This window comes from Bradyrhizobium sp. PRIMUS42, from assembly GCF_023006515.1.
Classification (GTDB): Bacteria; Pseudomonadota; Alphaproteobacteria; order Rhizobiales; family Xanthobacteraceae; genus Bradyrhizobium.
In genome coordinates this window covers 1-1,280 of the sequence record NZ_JALBGZ010001156.1, presented here as the reverse complement: position 1 = coordinate 1,280, position 1,280 = coordinate 1, and the positions used below count along the sequence as shown (strand labels likewise).

Genomic DNA, 1,280 nt, shown 5'->3' with positions numbered 1-1,280 from the left:
GATCGCCTCGGCGGCCGCGTCGCGGTCCTCGTTGCGGGTCGAGATGTCCTCGCCGCGGTTGATGCGCTCGGCCTCGTCCTGGCTGCGTGCGACCGTGACGGTGATCTCGACCTCGACCTCGGGGTGAACGGCGACGGTGATCGAGCGCTTGCCGATGGTCTTGATCGGCGCGTCGAGCTGGACCTGCGGGCGGGCCAGCGAGATGCCGTCCGCTTCGAACGCGACGACGATGTCACGCACGTTGACCGAGCCGAACAGCTGGCCGGCTTCGGAGGCCTGGCGGATCACGATGATGTTCTTGCCCGCGATCTTCTCGGCGACCTTGGAGGCTTCGCCCTTCGAGGCGAGGTTGCGGGCCTCGAGCTCGGCCTTCATGCCGTCGTACTTGGCTTTGTTGTCGGCGGTGGCGCGCAGCGCCTTGCCGCGCTTGAGCAGGAAATTGCGGGCATAGCCGTCGCGAACCTTCACGACTTCGCCCATCTGGCCGAGCTTGTTGACGCGTTCCAGCAAAATGACTTCCATATTCGTTCTCCTTTGAAGTGCTCTGTGGGTTTCAGTTTCGGGTTTGAACTCAAGGGGTCGGCAGTGGCGGCGGTTGCCGGCTGCGCAGGAAGCGCTCACGGAAGCCGAACACGGCATCCGCAAGGCCGAGGATCACCATCGCGATCACGGGCCATCCGAACACGACCACGACGGCGTAGGTCGAGCCGAGCCAGAACGTGCGGCTCTTCAGCGCCAGCGTGAGCGTATGCAGCACGGCAAAGCCGGTCAGCGCATAGCCCATCATCAGCGCGGCCGCGGTGATCTGAGCGACGATCGCGAGCAGCCCGCCGGTGAAGCAGAAGGCGAGCGCGATGCAGAGCGCCACCAGCGTCATCGGCGGCAGCTCCGCCGTCATCATGTCCGGCCACGGGCGCCGCAGCCGGCCCGACGTCGCGGTGATCTTGGCGCTGAGCCAGAGGTTGAGGGTCAGCGTCATCATCGCGATGATGGTGGCCCCGGCCGGTGCGATGCGTACCAGCGCGTCGACGAGCTGACCGGCTTCGCCGGAGCTTTGCGGGTCGGTGGCCCGGAGGAGACGCATCAGGCCGCGCCGCAGCGTGCCGAGGATGGTCTCGGCGTCGGTCCCGAGGGTGAGCAGGGCGGCGATCGTGGTCAGCGTGGCGAAGCCCGCGAGCCACAACAGGATGCGGCCGACCGGATACCATTCCAGCTCAGCCTCGGCGGGCGGTTCGGTGGCGGCGTCCGGGTTGATATCCGCAATCGCAATGCGAGCTCCC

Annotated in this window: 2 protein-coding genes; both read right to left on the bottom strand. The window is 67.0% G+C overall.

The genetic code is table 11. The annotated features are described in order from the left end of the window. Window positions 1-522: 50S ribosomal protein L9 (gene rplI / locus MOV75_RS38565; protein WP_247008069.1), on the bottom strand; the 522-nt coding region annotated here is incomplete at its 3' end. A 49-nt stretch (window positions 523-571) separates the two neighbouring features. Continuing rightward, window positions 572-1,280, bottom strand: a 709-nt coding sequence (locus tag MOV75_RS38560) for a hypothetical protein (protein ID WP_247008067.1), incomplete at its 5' end; no start/stop codon positions are given.